This window comes from Paenibacillus arenilitoris (assembly GCF_014705655.1).
Lineage (GTDB): Bacteria > Bacillota > Bacilli > Paenibacillales > Paenibacillaceae > Pristimantibacillus > Pristimantibacillus arenilitoris.
Window position 1 is genome coordinate 88,789 of sequence record NZ_JACXIY010000009.1, and the last position, 16,948, is coordinate 105,736.

Sequence of the window (16,948 nt, forward strand, 5' to 3'; positions counted from 1 at the left end):
TCATAACTAGAAAGCTGAGAGCCAGGCTCTCAGCTTTCTTTTTTTATACTTAAACACCATGTTCACACACTGTTCATGAAAACAAGCTATAGTAAAAGTATTGGCGAGGATGTAAAAAATTATTGATTTCGAAACTAATCCAGTCACATTTGCGTCTAATATGTTAAATCTTATGAATACGGAGTGATTGAACAAACATGACTACAAACTTTAAAAAAAGAACGGTGCTTTTATCTTTATTCATTGCTGTCTTTGTATTGATGAGCTCAATTCCACTATCCTTTGCTGCATCAGATCCTTCAGTTAACAAAAAAGTTTACTTGACTAAAGCCTCATATGTGCAGTTAACAGATGCTAATTTGATTCCAAGTACAAAAGGGGCAACTGCAAGTTTCACTTTTACGATTTATAATGGGGACAGTTCCTCAATCAATCTGGTCGATTATTGGGCTCGATTAAAATCGAAAGGCGGGACGAGCTACTCTTTAACCCTTTTGGATAAAGATAACAAAAAAAGTATAAGTCCCAAATCTTCAGTATCATTAACTTATTACAGCGAAGTTAATGCAAGTGTAACACTTGATCAATTGGTTTTATCCTTTATAAAATTTGATTTTTCGGTGCCAGGTTATGAAAGGACTGTAGGTCAATTCACATTTCCTGCAGGCTACTCCAACCAAGTAAAGGCTGGTGGCTACAAGGGAGTAAAAGTTAACAATTCGAATGTTAATGTAAGGATTGACCAAGTTAATGTAACCAAATCAGGTGATGATTATTCGATTAACATGTCTTATGTTGCAAGAAATACCAATAAAATAGGAGTTGCGCTTCCTGAATATTCTTATTATATGCAAACGTCAAAAGGACTTTTTCAATTAAAAGTAAAAAATACGGCTGATCAAAATCTAACGCTTGAACCGACCGTTTTGAATTCCATTCGACTGTATGGAACGATACCAGCAACTGTTCCTACAACTGGTTGGAAATTAATAATTACACAAAAAGCAGGATCTTCAGAAACGGTTCAAGTTGAATTGCCGGTTGTTATTTTTGAAGTGCCAGTAAAAATAAGTAACACTACTTCATCAAGAAAAACATTTACAGATGAAAATGGTACTTATGAAGTTAATCTCCAGTCCGTTCAACGCTTTCCATGGAATAATGACGATAATATCGTAGCAAAGCTTTTGGTAACGAATAAAGAATCGGTATATCTTCCTTTGCCTGAACTAAGCGGTACAATGATTGTTGATGGCAACATCAATCTAACGAGTCAAACCATTAAAAATAACGGGGATATCGGACTTGCACCAGGTGGATCAACGACAATAACATTTGTAGGCAAGTTGCCTTATGAATATCAGTGGAATAAATTCGAGCTAGAACTGAATGAAACTGTTGGAGAAGACAAAGTTCAGGTTGCTGAAGTAACAAAGTCTGATGTTACAGCAATCTATTCAGTTTCGTTTAATAATGTTTATACCCAGAAATCGAATGGATCACAAATGAGTGTGACAGTGACAGATGTAAGAACCTATAGTGGTGATACAAACGAAATTTATGCCGTATTTATGGACGTGACAAATAATCAAACAAGAAGTAACATGCTCCCATTGTTTGCAGGTTATTTTAAAACCGAGGATGGTAATTATTACGAAGCGACAGTTGTAAAATCTGCTGAAGCTATTAGTCCAACCAATAAAGATCAGATTATTGCATACACTGAGCTACCGCCAAACGTGAGTAACGAGGGGCTTCAATTAATACTTGGAGAAGCTTTCGATGATACAGGATTGGTAAAAGAATCAACCGCAAAGCCAACAGGATATATTCGTGCCGTTCAATTTGGCTTACCAGTTGAAAATCAAGATACTTTAAGATATGACCAAATCAAAGTAGGTCCTTACCAAGTGTCACTTAATCACTTTAATGTATTTGCATATGAAGACTCATTAGAAATCGACTTAGGTGGAGTTGTAAACAGAGATTACGGTTACGATGGTTTTAGTCAATCTAAGTTATTGTTTGAATTAGAGTATGAGCCATCTAATGAAGTTATTTGGTCCCAAGTTGTGGATATGGAAGGAAAATCGGAAGGAAGCATTCAGTGGCAAACCGGAGAGAACTATAACTCGATAAGCAAGCCAATGGAACAAAATAAATATTGGAGTAGCTACACATTGAATGTATATGAGACGTTTAATGGGAATAAGAAAAAATTATTCTCAAAGGATATCAAATTTTCGTCTACAATCAACTGGCTAGACGGAAATCATTAAAACCCAAAGAAAAACTGGTTTCTCCTTCTAAAATCTAGTAGTATCTTTATAGAGATGCGAGATTGAGAGGAGATTGCCAAGTGAAAGGGAAACAAAATGCAATACGCGGTTTAGTTGCTGTAGTAGTATTGGGGGCTGGGGTGTGGGTTGGCGCGAACTTCGTGTCTCCGCTTGAAGCGGAATCGAATGCACTGACCCCCGGCTCCGTCGAAGATCCCGTCGTAACGAAAAGCTACGTCGACGAGCAGTTGGCCAAGCTTGGCGCGGGTGACGGCACAACAGGTACGGTAGGGGAGGCTTCCCTGGAAGTCGTAGCCGTCCCAGCAGGCAAGACGCTGATGGCCGGACAAGGAACGGAAGTAATCGTGCGCGTCGGTAAGGCGATTGCCTACAGCTCGGACGCGAACGGCATCTCGGACTTGACGGCGGGCAGCGATCTGACGAAGGGCAAAGCCGTGCCGACGAACCATTTGCTGCTGTTCCCGCGCGAGGGACGCGGCATCCTCCCGGACCCGGCTCAGAAGAACGGGCTGACCGTTCTGGTTAGAGGCAGCTACACGATCCAGTAAGCTGGGCGATGTGCTACATTTTACCCGGACTGACAACAGATTATACGCTTCAAATGTAAGCGATCGATGCACACTAACATCGTGTTCTTACATTCAACGGAGGTGTCTAATTATGAGTCGTTCGAATAAAGTGGTCGTACCAACCTGCAAAGCGGCTTTGAATCAAATGAAGTATGAAATCGCGGCCGAATTCGGCTTAATGAACGGCGGATACGCAAATGGTTCGGCGGATACGGAATTCGCCGGTGAACTTGGAGCGGCTGGTTCCAGCGGCGGAAACAGCGTGCATTGGTCGACGTTGTCGACGCGCCAGGCGGGATCGGTTGGCGGCGAAATTACGAAGCGCCTCGTTTCGCAAGCGGAAAGCGTGCTGAACGGTTACCAATTGCAGTAAGAAAACTGGGCGTCCATTGACACAAAGCGACATTTTCGGTATCATAATGTTTTAGAAGAGTTGTCTAACAACCTTTTCCTTCGGGGAAAGGTTCATTTTTTGTGTAGGACATCTGCACTTATAACATAATAAGGTTGTAGGAGGTTGATACGGATGTCGGTAAAAGGACGCCACTTGTTCACATCGGAATCGGTTACGGAAGGCCATCCCGATAAAATTTGCGACCAAATTTCAGATGCTGTCTTGGATGCATTCCTCGAAGCAGATCCATATGCTCGTGTCGCTTGCGAGGTTTCTGTAGCAACGGGTCTTGTATTAGTTATTGGGGAAATTAGCAGCCGCGCGGATTACGTCGATATTTCGGCCATCGCGCGCCGCAAAATCAAGGAAATCGGCTATACTCGCGCGAAGTACGGCTTCGACTCGTCCACCTGCGCGGTTCTGACGTCGCTTAACGAGCAATCGGCCGATATCGCGCAAGGCGTAAACGCCGCGCTTGAAACCCGCGAAGGCAAGGATATGAAGCAGGAGAACGAAGACATCGGGGCAGGCGACCAAGGCTTGATGTTCGGCTTCGCGACGAACGAGACGCCTGAGCTTATGCCGCTTCCGATCGCCCTGTCGCACCGCATTGCGCGGCGCTTGTCGGAAGTACGCAAGGATGACACGCTTCCTTACCTCCGTCCGGACGGCAAAACGCAGGTTACGATCGAATACGTGGACGGTAAGCCGGTTCGCGTAGATACGATCGTCGTATCTACGCAGCATGCCGAAGAAATTACGCTGGAGCAAATCCAGAAGGATATCCTCGAGCAAGTCATTAAGCCGGTCGTTCCTGTGGAGTGGCTGGATGAACAGACAAAATATTTCATTAACCCGACGGGCCGTTTCGTTATCGGCGGACCGCAAGGGGATGCCGGTCTTACCGGACGCAAAATCATCGTCGACACGTACGGCGGCTACGCACGCCACGGCGGCGGCGCTTTCTCCGGCAAGGATCCGACGAAGGTTGACCGTTCCGCGGCATACGCGGCTCGCTATGTAGCGAAGAACATCGTTGCTGCCGGTCTTGCCGAGAAATGCGAAATCCAGCTCGCCTACGCGATCGGCGTGGCGAAGCCCGTATCGATTAACGTCGACACGTACGGAACAGGCCGCATTTCGGAAGAGAAGCTGGTTGAGTTGATCAACAACAATTTCGACCTCCGTCCAGCAGGCATTATCAAAATGCTCGACCTTCGCCGTCCGATCTACGCGCAGACTGCCGCATACGGCCATTTCGGCCGCACAGACGTCGACCTCCCTTGGGAGCGTGTCGACAAAGCGGAGAAGCTGAAAGCGGACGCCGGCGTTCAAAGCGGCGTATAATCGAATCATTCAGAGACCCGGTGCTCTTTCGAGTACGGGGTCTTTTTTTTCGTATTGACATCGTACGGCAAAAACCGATATCGTTAGTTTAAGTAAAAGCATAGTCACTGAAGGACGGGATTGCTTTCGAACTGTATTCTCATATACAGGAGGTTCTTATGGATGTCCGAAGCAAAATTGGACTTGCTGCTGCAAAAGTTCGAAGTGATGGAAGCCAGAATGGTCGAAATGAACGAGAATCTGGGTTCGAGAATAGGGTCGCTCGAGACGAGAATGGAATCGTTCGAAACAAGAATGGGTTCCATCGAGACGAGAATGGAATCGATAGAAACAAGAATAGGTTCGCTCGAGACGAGAATGGAATCGATCGAAACAAGAATGGGTTCGCTCGAGACGAGAATGGAGTCGCTGGAATCCGGCCAGAAGGAGCTCAACCTGATCGTTACCGCGATACGCGATCGCCAGGATGAGGCGGACGCAAGGTTTGAGGCTTTGTCTTTCGATATTCACCGAATCCTCGGCGAGCTAAGCGAGCTCAAGAAGGGCCAGGAGCGGCAGGATAAAATTTTGGAGGCACTGGCATTGCGCTCTTTGGAACAAGAGACGGACATACGCGAGCTGAAGCGAATCAAGTAATCGCATCCGATAGATATAGAGTATCCGGAGCAGATCAAATCTGCAACGGGTGCTCTTTTTTTCGTTTACCCTAAATTATTCATTTCCATAAACCGACAAATAAAGTACGACTGTTTTTTTTGAGGAGTGAATGGAATGAATCGTACCGGCAAGCTGTGTTTGTTATGCGCCGTTATGCTGATGCTGCAATTAAGCTATGCAGGTTGGGGAACTACCACTCAGCAGGCTGCGGCGGCCTCCGCAGGACCGGTTGTATTAAGCCTGAGCCCTGCGGACGACCTGGTCAATGTTCCGGTTGCAGCGGATATGAAACTGACCTTCGACGAAAATATTGTAAAAGGCTCCAGCTCTACGTTTATTTCGATTTACGAATATGCGACAAGCCGATTAGTAGAGAGCTTGAACGTAACCTCATCGCAAGTTTCAATCGACGCTTCGCAGAGGATCGTAACGATTAATCCTACATACGATTTGGCTTTCAATACGGACTATTACGTTTTAATCGATGCAGGCGCGTTTGTTAACGTCTCCAATGGTGCGGGCTACGCCGGGTTAACGAATGCGAGCAGTTGGAACTTTCGGACGGTTATTGCAACAGACGCGACAAAACCTTGGCATACCGGTTGGTTGCCTGTCGGGAATGCCGTTTCCATTACTTCGCCTATTACGGTTACCTTTAGCGAACCCGTGTATGCGGCCAGAGGAAATATACAAGTCAGCTCAGTTGAAGATGTGAGAACGATTTCCGTCACATCCGATGCGGTCAGAGGAAGCGGTTCGAATGCGATCACCATTCAGCCTCCGGCTGCGCTTCAGCCCAATACGGCCTATACGGTGAATATTCCTGCAGGGGCCATTCAAGACGCATCGGGCAATATCTATGATGGAGCAGCCTGGAGCTTTACGACGGCAGCCGCTCCGGTGAATATCGCGACTCTTGTGCCGGCGGATAATGCGACTTCCGTGTCGACGATTAATCCGGTGCTGAGCATCACCTTCGATAGAGCCGTTCAGGCCCGAACCGGAAAATTCGTTGAAATTAGAAGGGTAAGCAACAATACGACCTTTGCAAAGTTTAACGCTTTGTCTTCTCAGATTGGCGTGAACGGAAATACGGTTACCATAACGCCGGGATCCAATTTTGAGGCCAATACCGCTTACTACGTACTGATTGAGCCGGGGGCTTTCACGCAGCCGGATCCATACGGAGATCAATGGTATCATGGAATCGCCGGAGCTTCCATTTGGAATTTCAGCACGGATCCGGGCAATGAATCCGATCCTCCTGACATAACGGCCTTCTCGCCTCTGAACAACGGTACTGCAGGAAACGTGAACACGCTGCTGCAAATGACGTTTAACGAACCGGTATTTCCTAGCAACGGCAATATTGAAATCCGCAATGCGGCGAACGATACGCTTTTTAAAAGCATCCCGGTCACTTCGGAGCGGGTGACGGGGGGAGGAACGTATCAAATCACGATCGATGCAAATAAAGCGATCACGGGAGAAGCGGCGAAACCATTCGTTAATGAAACGCAATATTATGTCGTCTTCGGCAGTCGGGCTATACGGGATGCTGCGGGCAATTTCCATTCGGGCGTTTCCTCGAAAAATGTTTGGACCTTTAAGGTAACGCAGGATACCGTGCGGCCTACGATCAGCTCCTTAAGCCCGGTCAACCAATCAACAACCGTATCGGAAAATGCGACGTTCGTGGCAACCTTCAGCGAACCGATCAGGAAAGGCAGCGATCCGAATGCGGTGCGCATTCATCAAACCGGTACGAATGCTCCGGCTCCGATCGTTGCCAATTATTCCGTTGATCCGAACGACAGCAGACGATTATTGATTACGGCCCCATTGACGAGGGCGACTTCTTATTATATTTCCATTGCCGCTAACGCAGTAACCGATTTAGCCGGCAACGGGTTTGTCGGGATATTGAACGAATATCAATGGACGTTCAAAACGGTTGGTTCGGATACGGCATCGCCAACGGTAACAAAGGCGGAGTCATCCGGCTCCAAGATCAAGATTATCTATAACGAGGAGCTGAACGCATGGCTTCAGCCGTCTCCGGGCAGTTATTACGTATCGGTAAACGGTGCGCCTCGAACGGTTACGGCCGTACGAATAATTGGCGACGCCGTGGAATTAACTTTAGAGAGCCCTATCGTTAATGGGCAGACCGTTAAGCTTTCCTATACAAAGCCGGATACGGGGCTCGTACAAGATTTGACCGGAAACCAGGCGGCAAGTCTTTCAAACGTAGATGTTACTGGCGCATTGGATCCGACGAGTCCGGTATTAACAGGCGGTACCGCCGCGGGAAGCTCCGTCACGCTGATCTTCAATAAAGCGCTGGAGCAGCCGAATAGCTATGCCTACACGCAATTCATAGTCAACGTGGGAGGCACGAACTATGCGGCCACCGCGATATCAAGCAACGGCGCTTCCGTTTATTTATCCATCAACGGCAGCATTCAAAGCGGACAGTATGTAAGAGTAACGTATAATCCAGGGCCATATCCGCTGCGCGATACGTTAGGCAATTATGTGAATGCAATCAGCAACTATAATTTGTATGCTTCTGCTGATGCAAGAGGGCCCGTGCTGCAATCAATTAGCGCCAGCGGTTCCTCGGTTATTTTGAGATATGACGAGATCATTAATCCGCAGTCGGCGCCATCCGGCTATCAGTACACGGTTTTTGTCGATCAAGTTCTTACTGCCGTCAGTCAAGTCAGCGTATCGGGCGATAGCGTAATCTTGACCTTGTCATCCACGATAAGTGCAGGGCAGTCAGTCGTTGTTTCCTATATCGCAGCCACGAACAGGGTAACGGACGCACAGGGAAATTCGGCGCAATCCTTTCAATCCGTGTCTGCCAACGGAAGCGGCTCGGGCTCTTCGAATTCGATGATCGGTTCCATCCTGAAGGGAGCGACCCTGACGCTGACGTTCAATGAATATTTAAATACGTCATCCATTCCTTCAAGCAGTTTGTTTTTTGTAAAAATTAACGAAGTGGCAAGGATGGTAACGAAGGTTGAGATGGGCAGCACTTCCGTCGTGCTGACGCTTTCCTCGCCGGCGGCGGTAGGCGATCAAGCTACGATTTCCTATTTTTCGAGCTCGGTGGGTATTAAAACGAACAGCGGTCAGCTAATTAACAGCTTCACGAACGTCAATGTGGCGAATCAAACCTCGATGTTTGACGGCTTAACGGGGGATTATGAAGCGGCCGACGGGGGCGGGGTAGGGCTTAAGACGTCTGCAGCGACCGCATCGACGGATGTATCTCCTGCGGGAACGTCTGCCACGCGTTACACAATCGCGAGCGATAAATTTTTGAAGGCTTACCAGACGGCGAGGACGGCGGGAATGACCGATCCTCGGATTGCCTTCAAGGTGCCGAGCAGCGAAAGGGCGGCCATCGTCGCGATTCCGGTCCTGGCGCTCGACATGGCCTCGAGACAAGGCGGCAGTACGGTTTTCGCCGTGCAGCATGGCGACGTGACATACGAGCTTCCTATCAGCGCGATCAATTACGTCGAAGCTGGAACAATGTTTAACGGCAGCGGAATTACGAATCACGTACTTATCGAGATCGATCAGGGAACATCAACGAAAACGGCAACCCTTATGTCTTCGATTAATGGCTCGAACGCGCAATTAATCGCAGGCCCGGTTCATTATCAGGTTTCGATTATGAACGGTACGCAGGAAAGGGAGCTTACGAAGCTTAACAGTTATGTGACCCGTACCATTCAAACGGGTTCGATCGTGGACCCCAGCCAATCCAGCGTCGTCTGGTACGATCCGATCGCCGGATCGATATCGTACGTGCCGACGACGATCGCCACTTCCGGCGGCCGGACGACGGCTTCCTTCAAGCGCAAGGGCAACAGCGCCTATGCGTTCGTCCGAAATTCGGCCAGCTTCACGGACGTGTCGACGCACTGGGCGGCAAGCGCCATCCATACGCTGTCCCGCAAGTTTATCGTGGACGGCCGGGGGGCGGGGAAATTCGCACCGCAAAGCGCGATTACGCGCGGCGAATTCGCGACGTACATCGCCAAAGGGCTTGGACTCGGCGGGGACCGGAACGCGGCGGCGAAGTTTGTGGACGTGAATCAAAACACGACGATGGGCGCCTACATCGGCGCGGCTTCGGCCGCCGGCATCGTGCTCGGGAATACGGACGGCACCTTCAAGCCGAACGCTTACATCAGCCGACAGGAGATGGCGGTCATGATGATTCGCGCCGCCAAGGCCGCGGACGTGAACGTGTCGCTGCCGTCGACTGCATCCAGCTATCTGTCCAAATTCACGGATCGCGGCAAAATCAGCGCCTACGCGCAGACGGATGTCGCCAAGGCGGTCTATATCGGACTGATGAACGGCAAGACGGCCACGACGATGAGCCCGCTTACGAATGCCACCAGGGCCGAAGGCGCAGTCATGATTTTGCGCTTGCTGCAGCATATTAAATTTATTTCGGCATAGCCATTCCTTCAAACCTCTATCTCGGGAGACAGATAAACCCAGATAGAGGTTTTTTATGTAAAAAGACGCGCAAATAGGTAATAGTTTTCACTCGTCCGAAAGTGATAGTACTCTTTTATCATACGGAACTTTTAGGCAGCTCTCGTAGTCTATATCTATTAGATTACAGGATGGGAGAGTTGTATAAAAGAATGGGTAAGGTTCAAAAGGCCATCGGAAGACAGGCGGGGAATTTAGGGAAAAGGGTCATTATTATTGCGCTAGGAGGCGTGCTGCTCGTGCAGCCGGTCGCGTCGATCCTGCCTGGACACCTGCAGCATGCAGTCATGGAAGCGGCGGACGCGGCGGCGAATTCATCGCTGAAGCTCGTCCGGCAGTCCTACGTCACAGCGGGAGCGAAGCGGCTCGATTACGTCTGGCACACGACCAGGGGCGGCAAGCAGGTGAAAACCGATGTGCATGTCATCGAGGTTGATCTCACGAATCCATACGTTTCCTTAAACGCGATGAGCGGTAAAAATAACAGCATCGGGCAAGTCAACACCATCCTGAACATGGCCAAGGAGAGCGGGGCGGTCGCGGCGATCAACGCCGACGTGTTCGTCATGGGCAGCGAAGGCGCGCCTTTGGGCGGACAAATTACGAGCGGCATGTTCATGTCCAGCCCGTCTAGGCTCAAAGGCATGCATGCGTTCACGGTATCGAAGGACCGCAAGCCAATGATCGACAATTATAGTTTCGAGGGCCTGGTGACGGCGGCGGACGGGGCGACCATCGCGCTCGAAGGCGTGAACCAGTCCGCCTACAATCCCGAGACGACGGGCTCCAGCTACAGCCACGTGAACATGATGTATATTTATACGAGCGCGTGGGGCGGAGCGGAGCGTCCGAAAAACTCCGGCACGGCGCCGACGGAGGTACTTGTACGCAACGGCACGATCGAACAAATTTCAATCGATACGGCCATCCCCGGCCAGGCGCCGGCGGACGGTTATATTTTGCGTGCGCACGGCAAGGCGGCAACGTTCGTGAAGGAGCATCTGCAGGTCGGTCAGCCGATCACGGCCGACTACGCCCTCGTGTCACAGACGACGGGAGCGAAGGTCGATCCGGCTTCCTTCGAGATGATGGCGGGCGGACATACGCTGCTCGTCAACGCCGGCATGCTCGCGCCGTTCTCGCGCGATATTACGGGCGTCAGCGGCTCCTCCTACGTCTCCCGTTCCGGCGTCGGCTACTCGAAGGACGGAACGAAGGTGTATCTCATCACGGCCGAAAAGTACGGCAGCAACACGGGCGTGAACCTGAAGGAATTGCAGCAAATTATGCTGCAGCTCGGCGTATTCAAAGGGGTCAACCTGGACGGCGGCGGTTCGACGACGATGATCGAGCGTCCGCTCGGCGGCACCTCCCTGCAGCTGTCGCATGCGACGCAGTACGGTTCGACGCAGCGCAGCGTGGCGAACGGCATCGGCGTATTTACGTCCGCGCCCCAAGGCACGCTGAAGGGCATCTCGGTGAGCGGCGCCAAGGCGATGCTGATTGGCCAGACGAACGCCTACACGCTGAACGGTTACGATACGTATTACAATCCGATCGCGGTAGACAACGCATCCGCGGTATGGACAAGCTCGAAGGCGATCGGCTCCTTCCAAGGCAACCAGTTCACGGCGACGAAGCCGGGCAAGACGACGCTCACGGTGAAATCGGGAGGCATAACGACAGCCTATGACGTCGAGGTCCTCGGCAATGACCAAATCGCGTCGCTGACGCCGGACGTAAGCGCGGGCACGCTCGCGGCAGGCGCGACCCTGTCGGTGCCGCTGACGGCGAAGCTGAAGAACGGCGGCACGTACAAGCTGTCCGGCGACAGCGTGAAGTGGCAGTTCATCGGGTTCAAAGCGACCGTGCAGGGCGACACGCTGACCGTGCAGTCCGTCAACGCGGGTACGACGACGGGCTATGCGATCGCGCGCTACGACGGCTTCGCGACGATGATTCCTTTTACCCAGGGCGAAACGGTCAAAACGATCGAGGATTTCGAGACATCGACCTATGCCATCACGTCCCAAGTAACGCCGGCCGAGACGTTCGGCAGCGTCAACCTCGTGTCGGATTTGCCGGGGCAGCTGTCCCCGCGCGCTCTTAAAATCGACTACGATTTCACGAACGGCACGGGAACGAAGGCGTCTTACGCCGTATTCAATTCGACGGGACTGCAGCTCTCCGGCTCGCCTTCGTCGATGACGCTCGACCTGTACGGCGACAACAGCCTGAACTGGGTACGCGCCGAATTCATCGACGCCGCCGGCAAGGCGCATCTGCTCGATCTGGCCAAGCAGCTCGACTGGAGCGGTTGGAAAAACGTGAAGGTGAACCTGTCCTCCGCGGGCATGAAGTTCCCGGTCAAGCTGAAGCGGATTTACGTCGTCACGATCGCCGAAGGCCAGGACGAACGCGCCTATTCGGGCGCCATCGGACTGGATAATATCAGGCTGTCCTATCCGCCTTCCGTATCGGCCGGCGGCAAAGCGAAGATCGAGATGCTCGTCGGCAAGACGACGGCAACGGTGAGCGGCAAGACGATCAAGCTCGATTCCGCGCCGATCCAGATGAACGGCGTCACGTACGTCCCGGTCCGCTTCGTCTCCGATGCGATGGGCGCGCAGCTGCTGTTCAACGGCACGACGGGCCAAATTACGGTGCTTCGCGGAGCCAAAATGCTGGAGATGACGCTCGGGACGAAGGACCTAAATCTGAACGGCGTCTACTCGTCCTCCGACGTCACGCCGATCGTTCGGAATTATAGGACGTTAATCCCGGTTCGGCTATTCTCGGAGAAGCTGGGCATGACGGTAGGCTACGACAGCAAGCTGAAGAAGATTACCATCGATTAACGATGGACGCAGCCCGGCTATTCTGTGGTATGATAGAATAGATTAACCTTTATATAAGGAAAGGTTGCCGATCTGTTGTGGACCATCTAACCATCGATATCAATCGAATCATAAAAAACGCGATATCCGTCATGGAGGACAGCAAATACCAGATTTACGAAATTTGCGAGTCGGCGCGCACGGAGCTGGAGTCGCTGGAGCAGGAGCTCGAGATCGTTCTGCAGGATACGGTCAAGACGATCGACAAGGTCGACCAGCTCGAGCTGGACTACCGCCGCGCGCGCATCCGCCTGACGGAGGTCAGCAGGGATTTCGTCAAGTACAAGGAAGCCGACATCAAGAGCGCCTACGAGAAAGCGACGCAGATTCAGCTGGACCTCATGGTGTACCGCGAGAAGGAATCTTACCTGAAGGCCCGGCGGGACGATCTGCAGAAACGCGTTCGCAACGTCGAAAATTCGATCGAACGCGCGGAAACGATCGGCTCGCAGATCAATGTTGTGTTAGAATATTTGTCGGGTGATCTGAATCAGATCACCCGTATCGTCGAATCGGCGAAAACCCGGCAGCTGCTGGGGCTCAAAATCATTTTGGCGCAGGAGGAGGAGCGTAAGAGGATCGCAAGGGAAATTCATGACGGGCCCGCGCAATCGCTTGCCAACATCGTTCTTCGGACCGAAATTGCGGAACGGATGTTAATCAAGCAGGAATTTATGATGGTGCAGGAAGAATTAGTAGATTTGAAAGGTCAGGTCCGTTCCGGCCTGGAGGAAATTCGCAAAATCATTTATAATTTGCGCCCGATGGCATTGGACGACCTCGGTCTTGTGCCTGCGCTTCGCAAGTTTACGCAGGACTTTGAGGAAAAAACGAGAATACATACCGTTTTCGAGCTGACCGGCAAGGATGCACGGATGCCGTCCGCAATGGAAGCGGCGATCTACCGCTTGGTGCAAGAGGCGTTTACGAACGTGTATAAGCATGCGAGCGCTTCGCATGTCCTGCTTGAAATTAACTTTCAGCCGCATCAGATATCACTCGTCATACAAGACAACGGTATTGGTTTTCATAGCGAATTGATCGAGAAGGATGTTAGCCAAAACGTACATTTTGGATTGGTGGGGATGAGAGAGAGAGTCGAGCTGATCGAAGGAAGGATGGATTTAGACTCAAATCCCGGTCAGGGAACGAAAATTATGATAGATATACCGACAACCGCCGAATCTAGAAAGGAGTAAGATAATGATGATTCCGAGACAGGCAAACAGCGCCCAAACGATAAAAATATTACTTGCCGACGACCACCAGCTTTTTCGCGAAGGGCTGAAGCGCATATTGAACATGGAAGACGACCTGGAGGTCATCGGGGAATGCGGTGACGGCATTCAAGTCATGGAGTTCTGCAATCATACCATACCTGAAATCGTATTGATGGACATTAATATGCCGGTCGAGAACGGCGTCGTGACGACCGAGCGCCTGAAGAGCATGTTCCCTGACGTGAAAGTGATTATTTTATCGATCCATGACGATGAAAGCTATGTATTCGAGACGCTCCGCAAAGGAGCTACCGGTTACTTGCTGAAGGACATGGAGGCGGAATCGCTCATTAACGCCATCCGCTCCGTCGTTCAAGGGCATGCCTACATCCATCCGAAAGTAACGGGCAAGCTCATTAACCAGCTTCGCCGGATGACTTACCTGGACGAGATGGGCGTCGTGTCGGGTGCCGCGGCGGCGCAGGAGCCGGGCGTGAAGTTCGTCGCCGGCGACGAGAGCCCGCTGACGCGCCGCGAAGCCGAGGTGCTTCGCCTGATGGCGGAGGGCAAGAGCAACAAGCTCATCGGCGAGTTTTTATTCATTAGCGAGAAGACGGTCAAAAACCATGTCAGCAGCATTTTGCAAAAAATGGAGGTTGACGACCGGACGCAGGCCGTCATTCAATCGATCAAGTTCGGCTGGGTTACGTTGTAGGGGGAGATCCCGTATCGGTGGATGCGGGGTCTTTTTTTTATTTTGGCAGCCGGCTTGTCCCGTACTGCAACAAAAACTCCGGAACCGCTTTGGCGGGCGGCTCCGGAGAGGGTTGCGGCTTGCGCAACCGTTTATTTATCCTTGCGGTTTCTTGCGGCCCTGCCTGCTGCGCAGCGACAGCAAGCCGGCCGAGAGAGTGAAAGCGCCGATCAGGTAGTATGGCACTGGACTGGAATCGCCCGTCTTCGGCAAGGTGTCGATCGGGACGGTCTCCTCCGGCACCTCGATCACGGTATCCGTAGGCGGCTGATCGTCCTCTTCGCCGTCGTTAATGCCGCCTCCCGGCACTTCCTCCTCGTCGACGTCGATGTCAGGCGTCGGAGTCGGCGTTGTTGTGCTAGTCGGCGTAGGTGTCGGTGTTGTCGTGCTGGTAGGCGTTGGCGTTGGCGTCGACGTGTTCGTCGGAGTCGGCGTAGGTGTTGTCGTGCTGGTCGGCGTAGGAGTCGGCGTCGACGTATTGGTAGGCGTCGGCGTCGCGCATACCGTCCCGTCGCTCGCCGCGCTTAACTGCTGCGCCTTGCTCCAGGAGAGTACGGCCGTGTTCGTGTTCTCGGTATTGGCGGTAAACTCGGCTGACCCGTTCGCCGGGACGTTCCCTTCGCCAAATTGCGCCGTTCCTTCAATGATCCACGTAAACGGAACCTCGATATTGCTCTCGTTCGTGATCTTCCAAGTCCGCTCCTCGTCGGGATTGGCCGAGCATACGGCTTCCAGCTTCAGCTTCGGCGTGTTGACGACGACCGTGAGGGTCGAGGAGTCCTTGGTCACGGTAATTGGTTTGTTTTCGGTCAAATCGGTCAGGAAGCCGTCCAGCGTCAGCTCCTTCAGCTCGTAGGTGCCAACCGGGAGATCGAGGAATTCCAGGTAGCCGTCGGCATCAGTCGTTCCGCTTGCGACCAGTGCGCCGTCCTTCCAAATCTCGAAGCCGATCCCGGCATGCGGCGCTCCTTCGACTTCGTCCAAGTATTTGTAAATGCGGATGTCGCCGTCTCCGGCGCATGTGTTTTGCGGTTTGATAAGCCAGTCTACGATCGTTATGCCATGGCCGCCGGTGCCTAAAACTCTTTGCTCGGGACCGCTGTAGATATCGGCCTGATACGGGACGCATGCCGGGATGCCGATTCTTACGGTATGCTGACCCGCTTTAGGGTAGATTGCGGTTACGCCTTCATGAAAAATTTGATCCTCGTACGGCTCGCCTCCGGGACCCACCCAATCGGCCGGTAAGGCGTAGGAGGAGACGCTGACCTGCACGCAATCCCGCGTCGTCGAGAAGGTCGCCGTCGCCGTGCCGTCGCCGTTGTCGACGATGCTTTGACGAAGAACGGCGACGGTAATATGATCTCGGCTTACGGAGTATTCCGGGCAGCCGTTATCCGCCGCGTTCACGTCTTCGGCTGCAGCCTCAGCCGCGGGTTGTTCCCCGCCTGACAGCCCCTCGGCCATGACGAGGGAACTTAAAGCGAGCGAAAGGACCAATATAAGGGCTAAGCTCCATGAAAGATGCTTTTTGATACGCCTCATGATTCACGCTCCTCTGTCTTAACGAACATTAATGTACTTTATAACGAACATCTAAATGATACCATAAATCGGCAATTACTCAAGGGTGTTTCTTTGTCGCAGAGGGCCTGATTTTTTCATACAAAAATAGGTCTTTTCTAGCATCGGCGCACATTTTGTCACCTTGTCCCATGACGCCGGAACCACTGGGCGCTATGCGGCATATAGTGTCACATAGAGGAGGTGGCCGCCATGTTAGAGCTTCTGCTCTTGGTCGTCGGCTGTTATGTTTTGGCTGCATTGTCGGTTCATCTGGCCTTCCGGATCCGGAATAAAAAAGGGCAGGCCGGCAAGCATTACGTACTGGTAGCGAACGAAAACCAGCAAAACATCGAGTGGGTCATTCGTTCGTTGTTCGATTTCTCGCGGCGAATGGGGAAGGATGTGCGTCTGACGATCGTGGACCGGGGCGTAACGGAGGAAACGAAGGCGATCGTCGAACGGATGGCGCGCGGCGGCCATAAAGTAAAGCTGCACGGGAAAGCCGACGGGCCTTTGAAAGAGTCGAAGGACGGTAAGCGCTCGCATCGGAACGAGGTGGACGCGACCCAGCTGATGTGGCTGCTGCAGGCGGAGGGCATCGTGTCGCAAGCGGACCATGCGGTGCTGGTCGATTTGCAAAATCCGTCGGATTTGTCGAAGATGCCGTTTTGAGGTATACTCGGTGTAGCTGAATACAAGCGAAGTGAAGCACAC

Annotated in this window: 11 protein-coding genes; 10 read left to right on the forward strand and 1 reads right to left on the reverse strand. The window is 51.8% G+C overall.

Going from position 1 to position 16,948, the window contains the following annotated elements; genetic code table 11:
* The first annotated feature begins 197 nt into the window (after positions 1–197).
* The 9 genes from IDH41_RS07390 to IDH41_RS07430 all read left to right on the forward strand — a co-directional run bounded on the left by IDH41_RS07390 (position 198) and on the right by IDH41_RS07430 (position 14,629).
* Complete coding sequence (locus tag IDH41_RS07390; RefSeq protein WP_190859660.1) at positions 198–2,279, forward strand: hypothetical protein; 2,082 nt, start codon at positions 198–200, stop codon at positions 2,277–2,279.
* Positions 2,280–2,419: 140 nt separating this feature from the next.
* Positions 2,420–2,848: a hypothetical protein gene (locus IDH41_RS07395; RefSeq protein ID WP_317890696.1), complete on the forward strand. Its 429-nt coding sequence runs from the start codon at positions 2,420–2,422 to the stop codon at positions 2,846–2,848.
* A 112-nt stretch (positions 2,849–2,960) separates the two neighbouring features.
* Positions 2,961–3,242, forward strand: coding sequence for an alpha/beta-type small acid-soluble spore protein (locus IDH41_RS07400; protein ID WP_190859662.1), 282 nt, complete (start codon positions 2,961–2,963; stop codon positions 3,240–3,242).
* A 153-nt stretch (positions 3,243–3,395) separates the two neighbouring features.
* On the forward strand, positions 3,396–4,610 hold the full coding sequence (gene metK / locus IDH41_RS07405) for a methionine adenosyltransferase (RefSeq protein ID WP_190859664.1): 1,215 nt from the start codon (positions 3,396–3,398) through the stop codon (positions 4,608–4,610).
* Between the two features lie 162 nt (positions 4,611–4,772).
* Positions 4,773–5,246: a hypothetical protein gene (locus IDH41_RS07410; protein WP_190859665.1), complete on the forward strand. Its 474-nt coding sequence runs from the start codon at positions 4,773–4,775 to the stop codon at positions 5,244–5,246.
* A 135-nt stretch (positions 5,247–5,381) separates the two neighbouring features.
* A complete protein-coding gene (locus IDH41_RS07415; RefSeq protein ID WP_190859667.1) occupies positions 5,382–9,758 on the forward strand; it encodes an Ig-like domain-containing protein in 4,377 nt (1,458 codons plus the stop codon).
* Positions 9,759–9,949: 191 nt separating this feature from the next.
* Entirely contained in the window at positions 9,950–12,655 is a 2,706-nt protein-coding gene (locus tag IDH41_RS07420; protein WP_190859669.1) for a stalk domain-containing protein, read from the forward strand.
* 77 nt (positions 12,656–12,732) lie between these two features.
* Positions 12,733–13,893, forward strand: coding sequence for a sensor histidine kinase (locus tag IDH41_RS07425; RefSeq protein WP_190859671.1), 1,161 nt, complete (start codon positions 12,733–12,735; stop codon positions 13,891–13,893).
* A 7-nt stretch (positions 13,894–13,900) separates the two neighbouring features.
* The gene (locus IDH41_RS07430; RefSeq protein ID WP_190859673.1) at positions 13,901–14,629 is read left to right on the forward strand and encodes a response regulator; all 729 of its coding nucleotides are present in this window, start codon (positions 13,901–13,903) and stop codon (positions 14,627–14,629) included.
* Positions 14,630–14,764: 135 nt separating this feature from the next.
* Here the strand turns inward: IDH41_RS07430 and IDH41_RS07435 are convergent, their stop codons facing one another.
* Entirely contained in the window at positions 14,765–16,213 is a 1,449-nt protein-coding gene (locus IDH41_RS07435) for a SpaA isopeptide-forming pilin-related protein (RefSeq protein WP_190859675.1), read from the reverse strand.
* Positions 16,214–16,444: 231 nt separating this feature from the next.
* Between IDH41_RS07435 and IDH41_RS07440 the strand changes: the two genes are divergently transcribed.
* The gene (locus IDH41_RS07440; protein WP_190859676.1) at positions 16,445–16,906 is read left to right on the forward strand and encodes a glycosyltransferase family 2 protein; all 462 of its coding nucleotides are present in this window, start codon (positions 16,445–16,447) and stop codon (positions 16,904–16,906) included.
* Positions 16,907–16,948 lie beyond the last annotated feature (42 nt).

What these genes read in the sequence shown, in the direction of transcription:
- metK (WP_190859664.1), top strand. Translation starts at nt 3,396, where the DNA reads ATGTCGGTAAAAGGACGCCACTTGTTCACATCGGAATCGGTTACGGAA.
- IDH41_RS07415 (WP_190859667.1), top strand. Translation starts at nt 5,382, where the DNA reads ATGAATCGTACCGGCAAGCTGTGTTTGTTATGCGCCGTTATGCTGATG.
- IDH41_RS07435 (WP_190859675.1), bottom strand. Translation starts at nt 16,213, where the DNA reads ATGAGGCGTATCAAAAAGCATCTTTCATGGAGCTTAGCCCTTATATTG.
- IDH41_RS07400 (WP_190859662.1), top strand. Translation starts at nt 2,961, where the DNA reads ATGAGTCGTTCGAATAAAGTGGTCGTACCAACCTGCAAAGCGGCTTTG.
- IDH41_RS07420 (WP_190859669.1), top strand. Translation starts at nt 9,950, where the DNA reads ATGGGTAAGGTTCAAAAGGCCATCGGAAGACAGGCGGGGAATTTAGGG.
- IDH41_RS07430 (WP_190859673.1), top strand. Translation starts at nt 13,901, where the DNA reads ATGATTCCGAGACAGGCAAACAGCGCCCAAACGATAAAAATATTACTT.
- IDH41_RS07390 (WP_190859660.1), top strand. Translation starts at nt 198, where the DNA reads ATGACTACAAACTTTAAAAAAAGAACGGTGCTTTTATCTTTATTCATT.
- IDH41_RS07410 (WP_190859665.1), top strand. Translation starts at nt 4,773, where the DNA reads ATGTCCGAAGCAAAATTGGACTTGCTGCTGCAAAAGTTCGAAGTGATG.
- IDH41_RS07440 (WP_190859676.1), top strand. Translation starts at nt 16,445, where the DNA reads ATGTTAGAGCTTCTGCTCTTGGTCGTCGGCTGTTATGTTTTGGCTGCA.